This window comes from uncultured Mobiluncus sp. (assembly GCF_902488535.1).
GTDB lineage: Bacteria > Actinomycetota > Actinomycetes > Actinomycetales > Actinomycetaceae > Mobiluncus.
Map to the genome: position 1 here is coordinate 23404 of NZ_CABTWO010000018.1, position 19052 is coordinate 42455.

General features: G+C 49.0%; 17 protein-coding genes and 1 pseudogene. 8 read left to right on the forward strand and 10 right to left on the reverse strand.

Annotated elements, in window-relative coordinates; all coding sequences use genetic code 11:
• Position 1: 1 nt before the first annotated feature.
• On the reverse strand, positions 2-1132 hold the full coding sequence (locus RDL66_RS07180; RefSeq protein WP_299294190.1) for a ThiF family adenylyltransferase: 1131 nt from the start codon (positions 1130-1132) through the stop codon (positions 2-4).
• Between the two features lie 351 nt (positions 1133-1483).
• Here RDL66_RS07180 and RDL66_RS07185 point away from each other — a divergent pair, with 351 nt between their 5' ends.
• The 8 genes and pseudogenes from RDL66_RS07185 (at position 1484) to RDL66_RS07220 (ending at position 8947) form a co-directional block, all read left to right on the forward strand.
• Complete coding sequence (locus RDL66_RS07185) at positions 1484-2626, forward strand: histidine kinase (RefSeq protein ID WP_308536180.1); 1143 nt, start codon at positions 1484-1486, stop codon at positions 2624-2626.
• Complete coding sequence (locus tag RDL66_RS07190) at positions 2613-3287, forward strand: response regulator transcription factor (protein WP_299294184.1); 675 nt, start codon at positions 2613-2615, stop codon at positions 3285-3287. The genes RDL66_RS07185 and RDL66_RS07190 overlap by 14 nt, the downstream gene beginning before the upstream one ends.
• A 281-nt stretch (positions 3288-3568) precedes the next feature.
• Positions 3569-4423 (forward strand): DNA adenine methylase, encoded by an 855-nt coding sequence (locus RDL66_RS07195; protein WP_299294182.1) that lies wholly within the window; start codon positions 3569-3571, stop codon positions 4421-4423.
• Complete coding sequence (locus RDL66_RS07200; RefSeq protein WP_308536183.1) at positions 4410-5234, forward strand: DNA methyltransferase; 825 nt, start codon at positions 4410-4412, stop codon at positions 5232-5234. Before RDL66_RS07195 ends, RDL66_RS07200 begins: the two co-directional genes overlap by 14 nt.
• A pseudogene (locus RDL66_RS07205) lies at positions 5227-6111 on the forward strand (type II restriction endonuclease). The gene RDL66_RS07200 and the pseudogene RDL66_RS07205 overlap by 8 nt, the downstream one beginning before the upstream one ends.
• Positions 6112-6481: 370 nt before the next feature.
• On the forward strand, positions 6482-7204 hold the full coding sequence (locus RDL66_RS07210; protein ID WP_308536184.1) for an ATP-binding cassette domain-containing protein: 723 nt from the start codon (positions 6482-6484) through the stop codon (positions 7202-7204).
• Positions 7201-8271 carry a hypothetical protein gene (locus tag RDL66_RS07215; protein WP_308536186.1) on the forward strand — a complete coding sequence of 357 codons (1071 nt, stop codon included), beginning with the start codon at positions 7201-7203 and terminating at the stop codon, positions 8269-8271. Before RDL66_RS07210 ends, RDL66_RS07215 begins: the two co-directional genes overlap by 4 nt.
• A gap of 34 nt (positions 8272-8305) precedes the next feature.
• Positions 8306-8947, forward strand: a complete 642-nt coding sequence (locus RDL66_RS07220) for a hypothetical protein (RefSeq protein WP_308536187.1) — start codon at positions 8306-8308, stop codon at positions 8945-8947.
• 84 nt (positions 8948-9031) lie between these two features.
• Here RDL66_RS07220 and RDL66_RS07225 read toward each other — a convergent pair whose 3' ends face one another.
• The 9 genes from RDL66_RS07225 to RDL66_RS07265 form a co-directional block, all read right to left on the reverse strand.
• A complete protein-coding gene (locus RDL66_RS07225; RefSeq protein ID WP_308536188.1) occupies positions 9032-9220 on the reverse strand; it encodes a hypothetical protein in 189 nt (62 codons plus the stop codon).
• Positions 9221-9300: 80 nt separating this feature from the next.
• Positions 9301-9702, reverse strand: a complete 402-nt coding sequence (locus RDL66_RS07230; RefSeq protein WP_295026628.1) for a hypothetical protein — start codon at positions 9700-9702, stop codon at positions 9301-9303.
• 203 nt (positions 9703-9905) lie between these two features.
• Positions 9906-11642 (reverse strand): ABC transporter ATP-binding protein, encoded by a 1737-nt coding sequence (locus RDL66_RS07235; protein ID WP_295026630.1) that lies wholly within the window; start codon positions 11640-11642, stop codon positions 9906-9908.
• Positions 11639-13459 (reverse strand): ABC transporter ATP-binding protein/permease, encoded by a 1821-nt coding sequence (locus tag RDL66_RS07240; RefSeq protein ID WP_297346511.1) that lies wholly within the window; start codon positions 13457-13459, stop codon positions 11639-11641. The genes RDL66_RS07235 and RDL66_RS07240 overlap by 4 nt, the downstream gene beginning before the upstream one ends.
• Positions 13460-13491: 32 nt before the next feature.
• Positions 13492-14523 carry an ABC transporter substrate-binding protein gene (locus tag RDL66_RS07245; RefSeq protein WP_297346510.1) on the reverse strand — a complete coding sequence of 344 codons (1032 nt, stop codon included), beginning with the start codon at positions 14521-14523 and terminating at the stop codon, positions 13492-13494.
• Positions 14520-15335: an ABC transporter ATP-binding protein gene (locus RDL66_RS07250; RefSeq protein WP_297346509.1), complete on the reverse strand. Its 816-nt coding sequence runs from the start codon at positions 15333-15335 to the stop codon at positions 14520-14522. The genes RDL66_RS07245 and RDL66_RS07250 overlap by 4 nt, the downstream gene beginning before the upstream one ends.
• Positions 15328-16434 carry an iron ABC transporter permease gene (locus RDL66_RS07255; protein ID WP_295026636.1) on the reverse strand — a complete coding sequence of 369 codons (1107 nt, stop codon included), beginning with the start codon at positions 16432-16434 and terminating at the stop codon, positions 15328-15330. Before RDL66_RS07255 ends, RDL66_RS07250 begins: the two co-directional genes overlap by 8 nt.
• A 10-nt stretch (positions 16435-16444) precedes the next feature.
• The gene (locus RDL66_RS07260) at positions 16445-18625 is read right to left on the reverse strand and encodes a YcaO-like family protein (protein ID WP_308536192.1); all 2181 of its coding nucleotides are present in this window, start codon (positions 18623-18625) and stop codon (positions 16445-16447) included.
• On the reverse strand, positions 18622-18750 hold the full coding sequence (locus RDL66_RS07265; protein WP_308536194.1) for a hypothetical protein: 129 nt from the start codon (positions 18748-18750) through the stop codon (positions 18622-18624). Before RDL66_RS07265 ends, RDL66_RS07260 begins: the two co-directional genes overlap by 4 nt.
• Between the last annotated feature and the right edge of the window lie 302 nt (positions 18751-19052).

The window sequence follows — 19052 nt, forward strand, 5'->3', positions numbered from 1 at the left end:
TCTAAAGATCACCGGGATATTCTTGGAATATCGGCCATTTTCCATAATCCCCATTACCACATGTGGGACAATCTTCATATCTCAGCCAAGCTTTATGAGAAAAAGAAGTGTAATCTGGATACACTATTTCATATTGCAAACCCAAAGTTTTGGGTTCTGTGTATCCTGTAATTAGGCGCACCGCCTCATCCGCCATGGCGGCAGTAATAATCCACATGGTCGGTACATAAGCTACTGTTTCGGGCTGATAATTTGACTGTTGAAAACCTCGAAATTGTTTTACAAATTTAGGATCATTTCTTGAATAATATAGGTTCAAACAATCAAAACAGCCCGTTTCTCCTGGAACTACAGTAAACACTCGACCATGGGTAAGCTGGTTAGCACCAAATACACATGGCACATTTTCATTTACAATCGCTTTATTAACTCTACGCTGTGCCATGAATGGTGGCTCATCCATAGCACATATAACCAAGTCATTGTCCGATATAAATTCACGAACATCTTGAAAACTATCTATCCTTGACACTATAGAAGTAATTTGTGTTAACCTATTTAGTTCCTGTAGGCGACTAGCGGCTACTTCTGCTTTGGGCTTCCCTATATCCTTCTCACGATACAATAGTTGTCTGCCTAGGTTGCTTTCTTCCACAACATCTGAATCCAAAATTGTTAGACTTCCGACTCCTACCCCTGCAAGCAGAGTCGCAACATTTGCCCCTCCACCACCAAGTCCTAGTATCAGAATCTTACTCGACAACAGCTTTTCTTGCATCTTTATCGCTTCAGTCGTTGAAGTTCCTGGAAAGGCCGAAAAATAGCGAACGTTTGGTAGGTATCTCGATGGAACCCCGTCCACTGAGGCTACATCATCCAGAAAACCATATTTGTCCAGCACCCGCAGCCCATCGAGGACATCATCTCTGCTCAATCCCGGGAAACTCATCCTTACGGAGGATACGACTTCATCTACATTTCTTCCATCTAAATTTTTGATTAGGTTCCACATCTCTCCTTTTCGATCTGTAAATTCTGCGGTAGTCCCAAGCTGTGCACCTATGCGAAAAGTAGATGGGGTGATTCTGTACACCGGTTGTGTCTTTTTTATTATTGGACGTTTGTATTTCATTATATATTCTCCATCGTTAGCCGTCCCTGTCGTATGGAGCCTCGAGTCAACAGGGCTCCATACGACTGGACAACTCGTTGCATTTAGAAAATAATCCACCAAGTGGCAGCTTCTACATCTTCAGCGACTTCAACCTGAACATCCATGGTTTCCCCTCCTCTCTCGATTTCAGGGCAGATTGCACATCCATCTAGTTTCGACAATAGAATTGGCTCACAATGGTTGAGAGCCATTTTCAGACTAACAACGAACATCAAGCGTGTGAATGCCCCAAAATCGGGGTATTGCAAAATCTTCCTAGCGGAAGTAGCCTCTGATAGGATGTGACTTGCTGCGAACTGGGAAGTCATCATGAGATATTTTGAGTCATTGGGGCCGCAGAAATCAGTCTGGGGCTATCGTCTCGGAATGCTGTTGCTTATAGTCCTTGCTTTGGGGGTTGACCTCTTTTTTTTCCAGGTTCCGCCCCGCCCAACAAGCTTGATTGCCGCTGCCATTCTCAGTATTTCATCGATATCATTCCTGTTTTGGCCCCGACTAGGTGGCTGGATCTATCTCTTAGCTGATGCAATTTTTGTGGCTCTTCCCAGCTCATTCGTGGGAATGCTGGGATATCTGTGCATGGCCGTAATCTTTCTATGGGGGTGGCGTAGGTACTATGTCGATGCCGCACTCGCAATAATCTTCCTTGCGGCGAGCTTCTTCCTGGGCGCACCGCTCTATCCAGCAACGAGCATTCTTACGTCCATACTGCTTATTGCCAGTTTCACTGCTGGGTATATGCTGCGAAGATACGTTGATGAACGTGACGGCGCTTTGAACCAGTTATGGAATCAAAGGCTCCAAACCATCCAAGAAAACCAGGCCTTCCGTGATGGTTTATCGGTGCAACTGCACGATTCAGTGGCTGGGACCCTTTCCATTGTGGCGTCTACCGCTGAGGTAATTTGCGGGGAACTACCATCCGATTCACCCACGCATTCCAAGGCAGAACTATTGCGTCAAGAAACGAGAAACGCTCTTAGCGAGTTACGAGAGATTATCCAACTGTTAGACACCAGGCAGGGTCAAAAAGAAATCCGCCCGCACCTCAAAAAAGAACTGGACAGGGCCACCAGCGTCGCCGCCGGGGCGGGGCTTCGTCTCGAGCTGGATTTCAGTGGGCAAGAACGGAAAGCGCTGCCTGATTACATCGAGAATCAATTAATCACTATTTTGCGCGAAACCATAACCAATGCAATCAAATATGCTTCCCCCAGCGCGCCGGTGACACTAAGCATTTCTCGCAGCGGAAACCTCGTGGAATTTATGATGAAAAATCGGGTATCTGAAGAGGTTCAGGACGCGGTGATGAGTTCCGGGAAAGGCCTTCTACAGCTAAAAAAGCGCCTGGATGATTCCGGAGGCAGCCTCGAAGCGTGGTCGAGCAACGGTTGGTGGATTGTCCACGCAGAGCTACCCATCGAGGAAGGGGACTTTATTGCACAACAATAACGATTCAGTGTTGCGGGTGATTTTTGCCGATGATGACCCCCTCTATATGGAGCAGGAAAGCATTCTCCTCCGTAGACAGCCGAGCCTAGACCTGGTGGGTACGGCTAATTGCGGGACTGCACTGCTGGAATTGGCCTCGCGAGTCGAGTGGGATGTGGCACTGCTGGATATTGGGATGCCTGGTTTGGATGGTATCGCCACTTTGCAACGGCTCCTAGAACAGCGCCCTGAAGCGGTGGTACTCATGCTGACCGCTTTTGAGCGTCCCGAAACCTTACGCCAGGCGCTCGAGACCGGGGCTAAAGGATTTTTGACCAAGGACACACCGTCAGAGGAAATCGCCGAACTCATTCACCGCGCTTATAAAGGAAAAACCGTGTTGGACGACCGTCCGTTGGATATGCTGCGAGACTTTTACCTGCAAGGAGAGCCTGAACCTGTTGACCCCGAATTTGCCCGCCGCTTAGAGGATCTGCCCCCGCGACTGCGCAAAGTTGCCGACTGTCTGGCCCAGTCAATGACAAACCGGGAAATCTCCCGGGCGACTGGGCTCGCCGAAAACACAGTCGGAAGCTATGTCCGTGATGTCATCACCGAACTCGGAGCACGGCGCGGCGAAATCGCCGTGAAAATGGGGCAACTGGAGTTAAGGACGGAGTAACTCCTAAACGTGTAACTGACCACCGACATGAAAACTAACACTTGGAGCTCTGATGATGGCGATAGGGGATTATGCAAAGTAAGAGTACCCCCCTGGGAAGTGCCTGCGCTCCAGTGGGGCGGAGTCAAGGAATCACATCTGTTCCGTTACTTCAAGAACCGTTGACCAATTGGACGGGATCGTTTTGCTGCCCAAAGAGTAAGCCAGCGCCCTGGTGATCTGTCACGGTGCGGGGTAGCCGCTACACTAGTAAAGATGAGAGTGGGCGGAGGTGATTGAGCGTGAAGAATCCGGAACCCGTAGTGAAGTGGGCTGGGGGAAAGCGGCAGTTGCTGGACCGTATCATCGGGCGTGCGCCAGCCCAGTACAATCATTATTTTGAGCCGTTTCTGGGTGGCGGTGCGGTTCTGTTCAATTTGCAACCGCCAAAGGTGACCGTAAACGATATAAATGCAGCGCTCATGAGCCTTTACCGGCGTATTCAGACAGACCCTGAGGGGATTATTGACGCGGTTAATGCGATTGATGGTGCGTTGCCTCGGGAGAAAGAGCCCGCCAGCAAGTATTTTTACACGCTGCGTAGCCGCTACAACGATTTAATCCGTAAACAAGATTATGGGCTGGAATCGGACGCGTTGATGCTGTTCTTAAATAAGCATTGTTTCAACGGGTTGTATCGGGTCAATGCAAAAGGGGAGTTCAACGTCCCTTATAACGGGTCTACCGCTCCGTCTCTCAACGAGGACAACATTTATGCCGTTTCCAGAATGCTCCAGGGTGCAACTTTGCTCAATGTTGACTTTGAGCAGGCTTGTCGGGACGCGGGCAGAGGTGATTTTGTTTTTCTCGATAGTCCTTATGCGCCTATCAAGGCCGATAGTTTTCTGGACTACACCAAAGAGGGGTTCCATAAAGAGGACCACGAACGTCTGGCAGTTTTATTTAAGGATTTGGATAAACGGGGTTGTTTTGTCATGCTCACCAACCATGATACGCGCCTGATTCGGGACCTATATAAAGACTACAGAATTGATGTCGTGTCGGTACGGCGCGCAATTAATTCCGATGCCTCGAAGCGGAGAGGAACCGAAGTCATCGTCACCAATTATCTGGGAGCCCCGGATGACGAAAGCTGAGGCATCAACCATATTCTTTCAAACCCCCACGGCGAAGCTGATTCTTGCAGATGTTTTTGATGCTCTGGAAAACCTTGAGGAACAGAGCATTGACATGATTTTTGCTGACCCACCGTATTTTCTCTCCAATGATGGAATTTCTTGCTCTGGCGGTAAACAGGTATCGGTAAACAAGGGCGATTGGGACAAAGGGCTGCCACTGTCAGAAAAACACGAGTTCAACCGACACTGGATTCGTGAATGCAAGCGTGTCTTGAAACGAGACGGCAGCATCTGGATTTCCGGCACGTTCCACAACATTTATTCCATCGGTTTTGCTTTAGAACAAGAACGATTCAAGATACTGAACAACATCACCTGGCAGAAACTCAATCCCCCTCCCAATCTAGGTTGCCGGTGCTTCACGCATTCCACGGAAACCGTCATTTGGGCACGTAAGGACGAAAAGAAAGCTAAGCACAAGTTTAACTACAGTTTGATGAAAGAGCTCAACGGTGGAAAACAGATGAAGGACGTTTGGCAAGGAACGCTGACTCCCAAAAATGAAAAGGTTTTCGGCAAACACCCCACCCAGAAACCTGAGTACCTGTTGGAAAGGATCATACTGGCTTCAACCAATGAAGGGGATTTGGTGCTGGATCCGTTTGTGGGATCTGGGACGACGATGGTGGTAGCAAACCGACTGGGACGTAGTGGCATCGGCATTGACAACAACCCTGAATACCTTGAAATTGCTAAAAAACGACTGCTGGGTTTGACTTCAACCCCAGAAAAAGCAGCTATGCAGCAGAAGGGACAAACAGTTGCGTGATTTTGAAACTTGGATTGGTAATTTCAAAGAATCTATTGCCACCTATGACTACTATGCTGATTGGGATAAGATATTTAGGCAAACTGACAGTATTAAGGTTGAGTTAAACATTCTTAATTCACTGGTCGGTTCAAAGAACATCTATTCTGATTTCATGAATCTAATCTCGCGTTACCCAGAGGTACGTCGAGCTATCCCTATCTTAATCGCAAAACGTGAGACCACGATTTCAGTCCTGGATCCCGATGACGGTTACCACTTTTTCGAATTTTCAGCAGTTCATCTCAGTGACCAAGACTGTGCTTTGTTCATGGAAAAAAGCGGGTTGTTTAATCTGATTAGCAACCGTATCGTAGACAATCTTTACGACTATGTGACCGGGGTTGAAGCGGGGCTTGATTCAAACGCTCGGAAGAACCGGGGCGGGCACCTCATGGAGGACCTCGTTGAAAGTTACTTGAAAAAGGCGGGGCTCCGCTGTGAAAAGGGCAGCCGAAAGAAGCCCGATCCCGGTACCTATTGTAAAGAACTGAACACCAATAATCTGCGGTTGTGGGGTTTGAACATGGATCCTCTAACCAATAGCGGCAAAAGTTCTAAGCGCTTTGACTTCGTGGTTTGCACTGATACTACGGTTTTTGGGATTGAGACGAATTTTTACGGTTCTGGAGGCTCAAAACTAAACGAGACCGCCCGTTCCTACAAATAACTTGCCCAGGAAGCTCAACAAATTCCAGGTTTTCAATACGTCTGGTTCACTGATGGCAAAGGATGGAACAGCGCGCGGGGGAATCTACGGGAAACCTTTGAAAATATGGAGCACATTTACTCAATTAGCGATTTAGAAAATGATATCTGTACAACAATATTTTGCTAAATAATTTGCAGTAAATAGCTTTAACAGAATGAGAAATCGTACTAAATGTTTATTACAACACAGTTTGACGCCAACTGTAATGTTTGTAAGGCAACAGTACTGCTTATAGGTGATCCTTGTGGTATCTGGCCAAAATTATGGGGGCGTCAAGCCCCTATAGTCAGCTTTCCGCATACCAGTTCTTTCCCCACAAATTTAAAAGAATTGTAAGAATCAGCAGGTGAGGAGAGGAGCGACTGCGTGCGTAGATACTGAGCAACCTTGAGGTGCACCAAAAGAAGCATGCGAAAAAGGCCAGATTTTAAATAAGTGTGGTGTTTACTTGCGATTTTTTGATTTTACATCAGCAAAATCGATATATGATTTCATCATGCTCACCGTCAGCAGTCTTAGCTATGCGTACGGGCAGAAAAGCCGCCCGTCCCTGACGGATGTTTCGTTTCAAGTCGGTTCGGGCGTTACGGTCTTGATGGGAGAAAACGGGGCTGGCAAGTCCACCTTGATGCGTTGTATTCAGGGTGAACTCAAACCCCTTCCGGGCGCACAAATTCAGTACGAGGGCAGAGAAGCTCCTGCATATTTACCGCAAGATCCGCGTTGGATAGGTCGTTACAAGGTTATTGACTTATTACGCTATTCGGCTTGGTGGCGTGGTGTGCCATCGTCAGAACGTGCTCGCCGGGTTGCCGAGGTCATTGCGGAGTTTTCACTTTCTGACCTGGCAGAAAAGCGGTTGAACGAGCTCTCGGGCGGACAGTATCGGCGCGTAATGCTCGCACAATCGGTATGTGCCAGGCCAAGCGTAGTTTTGCTCGATGAACCCTTGACTGGTTTAGACATTGGGGCGCGTGAATCCCTGATTAATTGTGTGGCACAGTTGGGTCGTTCTCGCGTTGTCGTGGTGTCCACTCACGAGGTCGAGGTGTTTGAACCGGTAGCGGACTACGTGGTTATTCTGCGGGGTGGGCGTTGCGGTTTCGCAGGCAAAATGAGCGACGTAACCCGTGAAATCACTGATTCTGTGTCCGGTGAGAAATCAACATCATTGTTACGAGTACTGTATGACCGGGTTCATCAGGGAAACTCGTCATGATTCAGCTCAAGTATTCCTATGCCCTGAAGATGTTGCCGTTGGCGATGATTGTGGGTTTGTTTCCGCTGTTTTCGCGTGGCTTATTCTGGAGTGAGGATTGGTTGGGGGCAGCGGATTTTTCGGTGGTCTGCGTCGCTCTAATGGCTCCGCTCTGCCTGCTGACGGGTAGCTTGGAGTTAATTCACCACCGTAAAAATGGCTGTCAGAATTTATGGCCACGCCGGGTGTGGAACCGGCAAGTGCTGGCTTTTGGTCTCATCAATAGTCTGCCGTATGTGTTGGCAATAGCGGTACTGTATCTGGTCGTGACGGTGTTTACAGCCGTGGGCCATGCCACTTTTGGGTTGCTAAATCCGTGGTCGTTCCTCTCCATGGTGTCGGTCATACTAATGGCCTCATATTTAGGTGTTTTTGTCGGCAATATCGTTTTGAGCTATGTTTTTCCACCCCTTTTAGCGCTGTTATGGTTTGCGGCCTACAACTGGCTCGGTTTCCCCTACTATTTTTTCCTGCCTGGAGGTGCCACGGAACCGTTAACCGGTTACACCTACAACCTGACGTTCAAGCCCATTCAGTGGCTGTTCGCCCTGATTATCGTGGTGCTTTCGGCTCTGGGGATCTTGTTTCCTCGCCTGTGGTGGGCAGTTGTGGCTGGTATCGGCGCTTCGAGTTTAATCTTCTCTGCTTGGTTTACGACTACGAGCTTGAGTCCTTTCATCCCTCTGCCTCAAGATTCTGCCGTGTGTGCGACATCTGGGGAGGTAAAGGTGTGCGTGGCTCCAGAATCAAAACGATATCTTTCCGCGGTGATGCGAGAATACGATTTAGCTAAGGGCTGGTTCGATGAGCACGAGATAGCTCTGGAGGTGAAACGGATAACCACATTCGGACCTGATACACACGCCTGTTCGTCGCTGCTTGTTGTCCCGCAAAGGGCAGATACCCAGCACATCGAGCACACAGATATCGAGAGTGCCTACATCGCGAGGCTGCTTGATTGCAAAGTGATTCCTGAGCCTAAATATCGGCACTTACAAGACGAGATTTGGCTCGGAACCGTAAATTAACTGATTCTCAGCTCTCGAAGGAGGCGAACTAGCCGTGGAACGTGGTAAAACCCCACCGGGATTTGTGCTGTTTGTTAAGTCTCGCGATTACCGCGTCTTTGGTGTTGCTGTTCTCTTGCCTGCGCTCCTGGTAGCTTTTTCGCCAGCGTTCCTGACCGAGGTTCCGCTGCGTGCGGGTGTCTCTGTATTCCTGCTTCCCATCACCGCGGCCTCCGGCGCGCTGATTCTGCCCCTGCTCTTGGCCGTTCCAGGCAACCTGGAACTAACGCAAACTCGACGGCTCCGGCTCAGCCGCCTAGCCTTGCTGATAATAGTCATTACTGGCTATGCCGTAGCTACCGCTCTAATACTGTTCATTCTCGCGATATTTACCCACAGTTTCGATGCCGTGTACTTTACTTCAGTTGTCTTGGTGGCCGTACGTAACGAACTGTTTTTGGTTTCACTAGGAGTGATTGTCGGCTGTGTCCTCGGCGCATCCTACGCCACTATTCCGGGCATAATCTATCTCGGAGCAGTCTTGATTTTTGGCACTTTAGATACCGCCAGCACTCCCGTATTTTGGAATATCCTGCTACAGTCGGTAAGTAGTTTCCCCACTTGGCTTTTGGTAGGTCTAATAACGTTAGTATCCCTCGTGATTTACACTCGGTTTGATTACAAAAATCTTCACTGAACTTTAGGTTTTCGATATCGTTTCGATTGCCCGTTTCAACCACGGCTCGATAGTTTTTAGTTTGGTTTTAATTGCGAAAGGGGACTAGCCCACTTGGGCGAGGAAGCGCGATTCTGAGGGTGCTTCCGGGGCGTCGGGGACGTGGAAAGCGGCGCGGAGACGCGCACCAACCTGCGCGCTGCAGCCGACGAACAGATATTCCAGATTCCGCAGGTGGGTGACTTTGCCGACCTTGGTTCCCTCCGGGTTGTAGATGCCGATTTGGGCACCCACGTAGCGTTTTGAACTGTCCCAGGTTTTGTTCCGTTTGAGTAGATGGGAAAATCTGGGACAGTTCAGCTAAACATAAAACCCTACTCACCCAAGGCATCAAAACCCGCAGCGCCTAACCCCCACTTCGCGCTCAAATTGACATGATGCACCACGTATCTACGTACTTTACGGGTGCGTACTGGGGCAGACACGTCACGGGCGAGCGGGATCTTCTTCGCTGCCACGGCGTGAGCACAAAAACGGCGAGCAAGAGCGATGTTGGCTTCCACATCACGAGAAAACGGCGAGCAGATATACACCAGTGGCCGATACCCGTATGTGGCGCGCTGCAGATTCTTCAACGCCTGATAGGTATTCAAATCAAGATATCCCTCCGTGTTGCGGCGCTCATCTAACGTCTTGTTCATCGCCCACACTCCTCGCGCCTGCATGTGTGCCTTTGTTCGAAAAGCTGATTGCAAATGTTTGTGGTTGGTACTCATAACCGGCTCCTTTCCGAGAGCCAGCTAGCGACAAAGTTTGAGGGCTCTTGCTAATACGTAATACGTCCCTGAAACATGCCAAAACCGTACGGGTTGGTACCCATCCGGTTTTAGCGATACTTCTATATCAGTGGTTTCTCATTGGCGGGAAGTCATGTGATTGAGCCAGCTCGGTATTTACCTCGATAAAAACTGTTTTGCGTCTAAGTCAGCTGATTGGCTAAGAGGCTTCTATAGAAATCATCTTTCAGTAGCTCTTCGTGTGTTCCTCTATTGTGAATCCGTCCGTCTTTAACAACGATGACAGTATCTGCAGTGAGGATTGACGGAAGCCTGTGGGTTATTACGATTGTGGTTCTTCCCGTACGTAGTGCCCCGGATGCCTGGTTGATCGTTTGTTCTAGTTGTGGGTCAATATTGGCTAGAGGCTCGTCGAGGATGAGGAGTTCCGGTGAGCGCAGAAATGCTCTGGCAAGAACGAGGCGCTGTCGTTCTCCGCCTGACAGGCTTGTGCCCCGGTCTCCGATGGGTGAGTCTAGGCCGCCGAGGTCTTTTACAAGTGTAGTCATGCCGGCGGCGTCAATTGCTTCCCATAATTCGTTATCAGAGGCATCCCATTTCGCTAGCGTCAGATTAGTTCTAAAGGTTCCGACGAAAACATGTCCGTCTTGAGGAACGAGGGCTAGATGCTGGCGGTATTCGTCTGGATAAATACCTGTCAGCGGTAGTCCAGCGAAATCTATATGTCCACTGGTTGGATCATAGAAGCGCATAGCTAGGTATGCGAGGGTGGTTTTTCCCGCTCCTGACTGCCCCACAATCGCGACTGTTTGGCCGTCTGGAATGTTCAGGTTGATATCGGCAAGAACATCTTCTGTATCGTATTTGAAGCTGACCTGGTTGTAGTCAAGGTCTCTCTTCGGGTAGTTTTCCAAGGATGTGGACAGTGGCGTGTAGTTTCCGGTGGGCGTTTTGATGGAATCAGGCGCGTTCATTAAATCGTTTACACGCGCAGCACACGCCGAGACTTCTCCCATAATCCCCAACATTCCCGCAAAGGTATTAACGGGGATGGTGCTTGAGGCAGCTAGCGAGACAGCAACCGGAAGTATCGCTGGGTTAAGAGTTCCATTAAGCACGTCACCCGTAATGACCACGAGTAAAGTGATTGACACAGCAGTTACCACGATACTTGATAATGTTGTTTCACCACTTTTTCGAATTGCTTGATGCAGTTTCAGGTTTTGTACATCAGTTGTGGCTTTGAATACCCGGTTTGCGTGTTTTGTTTTTTGTCCAAGTACATGGAGTTCACGAATCCCGATGATGGATTCCAAGCCGAGGCTTTTTAGTTGGGCTAGGCCTGCGCGAACTTTTTCTCCTTGACGTCTTTGAATGGTGGCAAATAGTGCCGGGGCTGCGACTAGGGCGAAAAGGGACACAAGGGTGAGCAAAGCCCAAGGGCCGATGAGAACGTACAGAATGATGATAAGGATGGTGGGGCTAATGAGAGCGGCCAAGGCGGCGGCGACTGTGTGAGCGTAGAACCATTCGAGTTGTTCCATATCGTTCATACCTGCAGCAGTGACGTCAGCGATTTTTCTACCTTTCAGACCTTTTGGGGCGATTCGCTGAATGACCTTGTACAAGTCGATGCGCATGCTAGCAAGTACCTGGTAAGCGAGCTGGTGTGACCACCAAGCATCCATGAGATATCCAAGTGCGTGAACAACCGCAATCGTGAATAGACCTGCGAATAGCCAGGTAATTTCATAATCGATGTCGACAACGATTGACGAAGAAATCCAGTAGCTCAATGCTCCAACACCTGCTAAAGCGAGCTGGTGGATGATTATGACCAGGGTTGAGGCTAGAAATAACGCTCGGAAATCACGTAGCCGTCCCATGATGGAGAACAAATCATGAAGCGTTTTTCTCATTTGTTTACCTCCGTTTCTTTCGCACCTGTCAGGCTCCCTGTGGAATTATCCACCATCGCAGCGAATTCGCCTTTTCGTGCTAACAAACCATCAGGGGAACCATATTCACTGATGCGACCTTTTCGAAGCACTGTGACCGTATCTGCAATTAACGCTACGTCCATTCGATGAGTGACGAGGATGAGCGTCATGGTCGGGAAATCTTTCCTCAGACTGGTAATGATTCTCTTTTCAACCTGCGAATCGAGCGCCGAAGTGGATTCATCAAGAATCATGACGCGCGGCTTACGGATGAGAGCGCGAGCGATAGCCAGACGCTGTTTTTGTCCGCCAGAAATGTTAGCCCCTGATTCTTCAATCATGAGTTCCAGATCAGCCTGCTGAGCCTTTTGGCGATGAGCCAAGACTTCTTCGTCGGAGGCTTCAGCATGAAAATCGGTTGCTTGAGCGACACTCAGCACTTGAAGAAGATCATCATGGCTGGCACGCGGGTTAGCTTCTTTGAGGATACTTTCAACCGTCCCGGGGAAGATGACAGGGTTTTGCGGCACCAGTGAGACTGTAGAGACGATATCAAGTTCTGCGGTCGGGGTTTTCCCGATAGTCACGGTGCCTGATTTTGGGGCATCAAAACCTAGCATGAGCCCTAGAAGAGTGGATTTTCCTGAGCCCGATCCCCCGACAATGGCCATAAACTGCCCCTGCTCGACGGTAAGGCTAATTTTTTCGAGTGCATTCGTGGTGGCTGATTCGTATTGATAGCTCAGTTCACAGATTTCGATTGTTGCGGGGGTTGACTCAGGAAGCGTTTTCCTGGATGTCTGAGTCGTGTTTGGGATGGTAGAGTCAACGCTGAGCGTATTGTAGATTTGGTCGGCAGCGGATAGTCCGAAATAGCCGGCATGGAAAGCATTGGCGAGGTCTCTCAAAGGCCTAAATACTTCAATGCTTAACAAGGTAATGAAGAATATTTTCGTGACCGGATAGTTTCCGCTGCGAACCTCGACAATAGCAATCAACAAGGCAAATGCTGGCCCGAGAACCATCATGGCTGACGATGCCCCGGTTTCTCCAAGTGACACGCGTAGCTGGGTGAGGGTTGAGCGCAAAAGCTCCTTGGATTGCTTAGCGAGTCGTTTTCCGAATTGATTAGCAGCGCCAAAAGCCTTGAGCGTAGTCATGCCGGTCATAGCATCGACGAAATCCGAGTTAAGCTCTGCGTAAGCGTCCCAGTGTTCTTGGCCTTTCTCCGCTAACACCTTGTCCCATACTCGTGGAATCAGGAATGTGATGACTGCACAAACAAATAAAACTATCCCAGCCAGTGGGCTGACTGTTCCAATCCACACGCAGATAGACCCTGCAGTGATTGTAGTAATCGCGATTTGGGGTAGATAAGTGCCGTAATAAGGTTCAATCGCTTCAACTCCGTCAACCATAAGCGACTCAAGATTCCCAGCTCGCTGGCTGCTCATCCGCATGGGGCCACGCCTATCGACATGAGTCAAAATCGCTTTACGCAAATTGACTTTCAGGCGCAACCCTATTCGATTCAAAAGATAAGCCTTCGCAATACCAATCAGCGGAATAGCAACCAGAAACACACTCAAAGCGATGAGTAGTCGAACTATCGTGCCTTTATCACGACTACCAAGAAGTTCCGTGAAAAGCGCAGAACTGATGAATGCCTGCCCAACATAGGCACCGCTTAACACCAGACCAAGAAGTATCGGCGGAATCATGATTCTAACCCCGACTTGGGCTATGCGTAACACCGTCATTTGGCGGTGCCATAAGTGGGCAGGTTTCATCGACATACTTTCATTCATCTAGTGTGGACTAGGCGCTCCTAGTAGTTTTGACGGGCCTTAACTGTTGCGGTAGCTCCGTGAATAGCGTCCGCGATGGTATACGCAGCCCCGGAAGGCAGCTCGATGACGCGATTATTCTTAATTGCATCAACTTGATCCATCCCAGGAATGGCCTTCAGTCTGTCCATGGAATCCTCGAGAGTGATCCCCGACTCCCCAGTGGTAATAACTATTACTTGGGGATTTGCTTTGATGATCGCCTCAGGCTGGATAGCACCGTTCATCATCGCATCGTATTTCGGGTCGACAACATTCTTCAGTTTCGAGGCCTCAAAGATGCCCTGCAAGGTGGAATTAGCACCATATGCGAACAGATCATCAGACGCATCCCAGTAATACAACCCGGCGACGGTCATTTCTTTCAGGCTTTCACCAGCTTTTTGCGCGTCCTGCAGCTCTTGATCTAGTTTATCGGCATTTTCGTTAGCTGCCTTTTCCGAATCAATCAACTTACCAAGGTTGCGAATCGTTTTCGTAATACCCGTAAGGTCAGCCCGATCAACCTCATCAACATTTGTTAGATAAACGCATGAAGATTGGCTAATAATTTCTTTAATCCCATATTTTTCAAGTTCGTCGACTTCGCCGTAATCATTGCCGTAAATCATGTCAGGCTTGAGTTTGAGGATTGCTTCGAACGAGAGTTCGCCGTGGGCTTCTCCCGAACTATTCTCGAGTTGTTTGACATCCTTGACGGCTGCTTCAACCTCATCGGACTGTTGCGCCCCGTGTTCTGCGAATCTACCAATCATCCGATCCGCGCCGCCAGCAGCTACAAGGTTAGCAACCCCTTCTCTGCCTGACGCAATAATTCTCTCTGGGCGCTGATCTAAAGTAACTTTTGTCCCACACGAATCGTATTCCTGCGGATACGCAGCACTGTTCGCAGCAGAAGGGGTATTCTGACCGGAATCATCAGGCTTTTGCGTCGTGCATCCAGCAAGTCCGCACGCTACCAATAGCGCTACGCAGGTTATTGCTCGTGGAATCTGCAGCCTAGTTTTTATCATGATTTCTCCTTATCGTTGTTAACACTGAAGCAATATTGCAGTTTGCCTTCGTGATGGATGGTTGTTGCTTGAACACCGTACACGTGCTCGATATTGCTTTCGGTTAGTACCTCGTGGGGTTTCCCGGAAGCGAAAACTTTGCCGTGGTCGAGCATGAGCAACCAGTCGCAGTATTTTGCTGCGAGGTTAATATCGTGAAGCACCGTGACCACATTGGGAGCCAGCCGCCTGAGTAAACTCAGCACCTTATGCTGGTAGAAAATGTCGAGGTGATTCGTAGGCTCATCAAGTAGCACACAGTTCGTGTCTTGGGTCAGCGCCCGGGCGATAACGGTTCGTTGCCGCTCTCCCCCGGAGAGTTGATCAGAATACTTCTCGCGAACGCCTGTCAACCCTACTGTGTCAAGCGCCTTCGCGGCTAGGTCATAGTCACTGTGAGAATATGTTGCAAAAGCGGATAAGAAAGGGATTCTGCCAAGTAGTACTTCGTCAATAACCTTGACTCTTTGCGGCACAATTTGGTTTTGTGGAACTAGAGCAATCTTGGTTGCTATCTCGTGCGGTTGGAGACTGTCGAGAGGTTCCCCAACCAACTTAATTCGACCACGATTAGGTTTAACTGCCCCGTATAAGGCTCGCATAAGTGTCGTCTTGCCCGACCCGTTCGGGCCTATTAAACCAACATGCATACCTGCTGGAATAGTCCCCGACAGTTGGTTCAGCGCAACCGTTTTCCCGAATTTTACCGTCACATCATCGAGTGAAAACAATGGCGTTTCAGATACTTGAGCGCAAAAGTGTGAGTTAAGCATCGTTAACCGCATTCCTACGAATAAGTGACATGAGTAGTGGAGTGCCGATCAGAGCGGTAATGATACCAACAGACAGTTCCCCGGGGGATACCAAAATACGTGACAACAAGTCGGCACCTAGCATCAATGTGGCGCCAACAAGGGCACATCCGAAGATAGCGTTACGGAAAATTCCTCCGTAAAGTTTCTTTGCTATATGCGGTACGACAAGACCGACGAACCCAATTGTTCCGCTCACAGACACTAGCGTGGCGACGATAAACGCAACTACAAAGAACACATGGAGCCGAGTGCGATCTGGTCTGAGTCCAAGACCACGCGCTGCATCATCACCCAGTGTCATCGCATCTATTTTCCTGCCACTTATAAACAGCCAGAGGCAACCTAGGAGGACACCGAAGAATACAATTGGGATTTCCCTCCAGCGGGTGGCGCTAAAGGAACCTAGCATCCAAAACATAACACTTTTCGTGACAGAAGGATTCTTTGCCACCATGATGAGCAGACTTGTCAAAGCCGAAAAGAAGAAGTTTACTGCCATGCCAGCAAAAACCACTTTTGTTGTAGAGTTTCTGCCATTCAACCCAGCAAGAACAAAAACAAGGCATACCGAGACAAGGCATCCGATAAATGCTCCGCACATGACCGCGATTGAGGGCGAAGCAAAACCGAGTCCAATCCCGAGAACCATAACCATCGCAGCACCTGTAGATGCCCCGGAAGAAATCCCCAGAATATAAGGATCGGCCAAAATATTGCGGAGCAGGGCTTGTGTAGCGAGCCCACACACAGCCAAACCAGCACCACAGATGACGCTAAGGAGAGTTCGCGGCATACGCAGATTCCAGATAACATCATGATCGGTACTTGCGGGGGCAGGAAGCCCCGTAAAGTAGAGTCCGGGAAAGATATTCTCCAGAACTACTCGTAGGGTGACAAGCGGATTGATGCTGACAGCACCTACTCCCAAAGCTAGAATCCATACCACAATAAGGATGAGCGTAAGCCCCACGTAAGAGGGCAACGAGACCCATCTTTTTGCGGCTAACAGACCAGGAGCTATGAGCTTCTCGTCGGGAGGTGCGGAACGTTTAGTCACGAGTTCAGTGTTAGGCATGAGGCAAAGGGAAATAGTTTAAATCAGCAAATTCTTGTGGACTGTCTAGCAGCCCCATTTTGAAGTAAGCATCTTGTATTCTGCGATGACCGAGGGTGATATGGCCGGCAGCAAAGTTCGGCACGAGCCCAGGAACCAATACCCGGACGACCCGACCGCCACACATTCGAATATCAGGAGTCGTTACATCAACACAAATTGTGTCGTATCCGTGAGCCTCCAGTCGTTCAAGGTAGTATTCCCTATTGCGCTGTTCAGATTGGTCAAGCCATGATAGGTCGGCGCTGTGCTCTTGGCGATTCAAATGACCGGAGCGGTACTGTTTTGCTCGCGGATCAATATTAATGTGTTGTTGAATCATCAGGTCTGTAACGCGGCTAAAATCCCAATCAATAGAATCTAAGTAGTGTCTATCAGCACGCCACGGCAAAGCCATCTTTTCTGAGAGTTCTCGTTTGCGTATCGCCTCGTAAAGGCGTCCATTCTGGTCAAGCAAATCAATCGAACCATCGAATAGCGTTCCCGCTTCGGTAACAGCTTTCAAGGCGGCATCTTCTACGTTGGGGCGACACGAAAACCCTATATTGCACGTTTCGAATTGCTCGTTTGTCAGACAGGCAGCGACAACAGGAATTCTAAACTCGTTAGGGAGAATAAACAGTTTCACTGAGAATCTCTTGGCTTCAAATTCTTGAATAACTGCGTCAACCTGTGGGCTGTTAATCTTCACTGGGTCTATAGCAGGCTTACTATGCCACCAAATCATGGTGGCATCACGCTCAATAATCTCTTCAAGCCCATTGACGATCGGATCATATTCGCTAGACCCAGCAGCAACCCCTGCATAAGGAACCGGGTTAATCAGAGGATAGTTTGAAAGGGAGACTCCATCAACGAATCCCGTATGGTTATAGTTAACATAAACCATAGATACGGGAACGTATACAGGCTCTCCCGTCCCCAATACGACACCATCAATCCATGGAATTATGGTGTCTTTTGTAAATCTCTCAAAAGGGAAACCATCCCGAGCGTATTGCTCATCGCTGAACAACACAAAACTCTGTGGCGACCACGGGTGTAATCCCTGCCGCTCAAGAGCAGTCCACGATCCGACGATGATTCGCGGCAAATCAAGGATATTAATGCAGTAACGCTCAATCGCCTCGCCAACCGCTGCGTTAGAAGCATCCTGCCAATCATTGATGGCGCTACCCTGGCAAACGCTGTTATTTGCCCATTGGGATATGACCCTTATATCTGCAACATCTGATTGAACAGTAGTGAGACAATCAGGCAGATTCTCATTGTGTCTAATATGACGAAGTTGGGTTACGACTCCCACTTCAGAATCCATCAAAGCCTGTGCCGGCAATCGTGGGAAATCATTACCTTGCGCATATCCAGCCCAATCAATCCAGGGCACGAGCCAATGGTTTTCATACTCGCCATTGACTAAATTTAGGCTAGACCAAGAAAGAGGGTTTGCGAATTCACCGAAACCCATCCCTCTTATAGCTTGCAAGCAAACATCCAGCTGGCTGGCAAATCCGTCCAACAACGGTTTTGTCAGTGAAACATGCGTCATTAGCGGCTCCAGACTGGCTGAAACTAAACGCTTATAAAACTGACTGTACAACCCAGCATGTTCACTGTCAGCACATGGTCCTACAAGCAGCAGCGGGAAGCGCACTATCACTGCACAAAACATTGCACCACATGCAAGGGCTTGATCTTCGGCGCGCTGAATTTGCTCCATGTCCGGCGTTAAGAAAAGTTGAACCACCAGAGTTGACGAGCCTTGATCCCCCATGGATTCACCACAATCAACATCTGCAGGTAAAATGCAGATATTTTCAAAAAAAGGGGAATCCGATAGACAATCCTTAGCGCATTGAAGAAGAACAGTTTGATCTTCTTCTGTTAGAAACGGATTCCAGACCTTAATAACAAGGTTCTTTACGCCTTCAGGTACAGGTATCTGACAGTTTAGGGTTGCTACGGTGGGTGGGCACGATACACGTGCACCCAAATCATCTATTGCACCTTCAAAAGATAGTCGCAATAAGTCGCCGTGTGCATCTCGAGCCAAGCAGCCACCGTCAACGAGCCACACTTGAACGAATGCATCTTCCACACCCACCGGAGCAACCCCAGGAACTAAATCGTTCACTTGTTACTTGCAACCTGGAAAGCTGTAGTCGGATGCGGCCCAGGATGATGATTCGAATTCGGAGCAAGAATGGTTTTATCCGAGCGACGCTCTTCGACCTTCTTAATTTCCACCTTCGTACTCATAACAATCTCCTATCTTGTAGGGATGACATGACAACCATGTCAGAACTTAGGTTAGCCTAACCTATGTGAGTTTGCAAACATGCAGCGTACCTTATGTATTTTGAGCGCGTAGGCGGTCTGGTGCCTCATATAGTTTGAGCGCGAAAATATATTGTTGGTATGAATGATGAGTGGTTTCTATGGGTGCGCGTGTTGAGGTCACGAAGCGGTTACGCCGGGCGTATCGCGGGGCTTCGAAAAAGGAAAAAGGCATGGTGTTAGATAGTTTTTGTGAGTCTACGGGATTGTCCAGAGCTACCGCG

Bases quoted from the DNA above. Each gene is read 5' to 3' on its own strand.
- RDL66_RS07180 (WP_299294190.1), bottom strand. From the start codon at position 1,132: ATGAAATACAAACGTCCAATAATAAAAAAGACACAACCGGTGTACAGA.
- RDL66_RS07245 (WP_297346510.1), bottom strand. From the start codon at position 14,523: ATGATAAAAACTAGGCTGCAGATTCCACGAGCAATAACCTGCGTAGCG.
- RDL66_RS07235 (WP_295026630.1), bottom strand. From the start codon at position 11,642: ATGAGAAAAACGCTTCATGATTTGTTCTCCATCATGGGACGGCTACGT.
- RDL66_RS07210 (WP_308536184.1), top strand. From the start codon at position 6,482: ATGCTCACCGTCAGCAGTCTTAGCTATGCGTACGGGCAGAAAAGCCGC.
- RDL66_RS07230 (WP_295026628.1), bottom strand. From the start codon at position 9,702: ATGAGTACCAACCACAAACATTTGCAATCAGCTTTTCGAACAAAGGCA.
- RDL66_RS07250 (WP_297346509.1), bottom strand. From the start codon at position 15,335: ATGCTTAACTCACACTTTTGCGCTCAAGTATCTGAAACGCCATTGTTT.
- RDL66_RS07240 (WP_297346511.1), bottom strand. From the start codon at position 13,459: ATGTCGATGAAACCTGCCCACTTATGGCACCGCCAAATGACGGTGTTA.
- RDL66_RS07185 (WP_308536180.1), top strand. From the start codon at position 1,484: ATGAGATATTTTGAGTCATTGGGGCCGCAGAAATCAGTCTGGGGCTAT.
- RDL66_RS07200 (WP_308536183.1), top strand. From the start codon at position 4,410: ATGACGAAAGCTGAGGCATCAACCATATTCTTTCAAACCCCCACGGCG.
- RDL66_RS07215 (WP_308536186.1), top strand. From the start codon at position 7,201: ATGATTCAGCTCAAGTATTCCTATGCCCTGAAGATGTTGCCGTTGGCG.
- RDL66_RS07265 (WP_308536194.1), bottom strand. From the start codon at position 18,750: ATGAGTACGAAGGTGGAAATTAAGAAGGTCGAAGAGCGTCGCTCGGAT.